At 75.9% G+C, this 675-nt stretch carries 1 protein-coding gene; it reads left to right on the top strand.

Annotated features, from left to right (window positions below):
• Window positions 1-134: 134 nt before the first annotated feature.
• Complete coding sequence (locus ACFXGX_RS27210; protein ID WP_384795869.1) at window positions 135-569, top strand: DUF6183 family protein; 435 nt, start codon at window positions 135-137, stop codon at window positions 567-569.
• Window positions 570-675 lie beyond the last annotated feature (106 nt).

Raw genomic sequence — 675 nt, 5'->3', positions numbered from 1 at the left:
GGCTTTCCGTGTCTATCCCCCCCCCCCCGGGGGGCGGGGCGGCGGCCCCCTCGCCGGGGCGGCCCCCGGGCGCCCCGGGGGCGCGTGCCCCCGGGGAACCGTTCACCGCCGGCGGATGGGCCCGTGAACCGGAGGTGCGCTTCTTCACGCTGCCGCGCCCGCTCGACCCGGACGACTTCAACATCTCCTTCGTCAGGGAACTGCCGCTGGACTCCCTGGTGGGCGACGGCGCGTACCGGGGCGGAGCCGTGTCCTGCCGGACGACGCCCGACGATGTGCTCAACACGTTGTTCGCGGCGGCGTACGACGGCGGGGTGAACGGCAGGCCGCAAGGCGGCGCGTACGCCCGCCTGTACGCCTGGAACAGTCTGTACGCGCTGCTGGGTCTGCCCGCCGGCGTCCCGTTCCTGGAGGCGGTGGGGCAGGCCCTCGACCACCGTTGGCTGCGCTTCATGGCGTTCACGGACTGGTTCCACCACGACACGGCGGACGAGGGTTTCGCGGTACTGGATCCCACTCGTACACGGGTGACGGTGCTGGCCGCGACGGACACCGACGCCGACGGCTAGCGGGCGGGGGGGGGGGGCCCCGGGGGGGGCCCCCCCCCCCCCCCCACACACCCCCCCCCCCCCCCGGCCCCCCCCCCATAATGGGCCCGGGGGAGGAGTCGGGCGC

Origin of the sequence: Streptomyces sp. NPDC059371 (assembly GCF_042751995.1) — a bacterium.
Lineage (GTDB): Bacteria > Actinomycetota > Actinomycetes > Streptomycetales > Streptomycetaceae > Streptomyces.
Note: the sequence above shows the minus strand (reverse complement) of the source record. Positions and strands in the feature narration are given on the sequence as shown.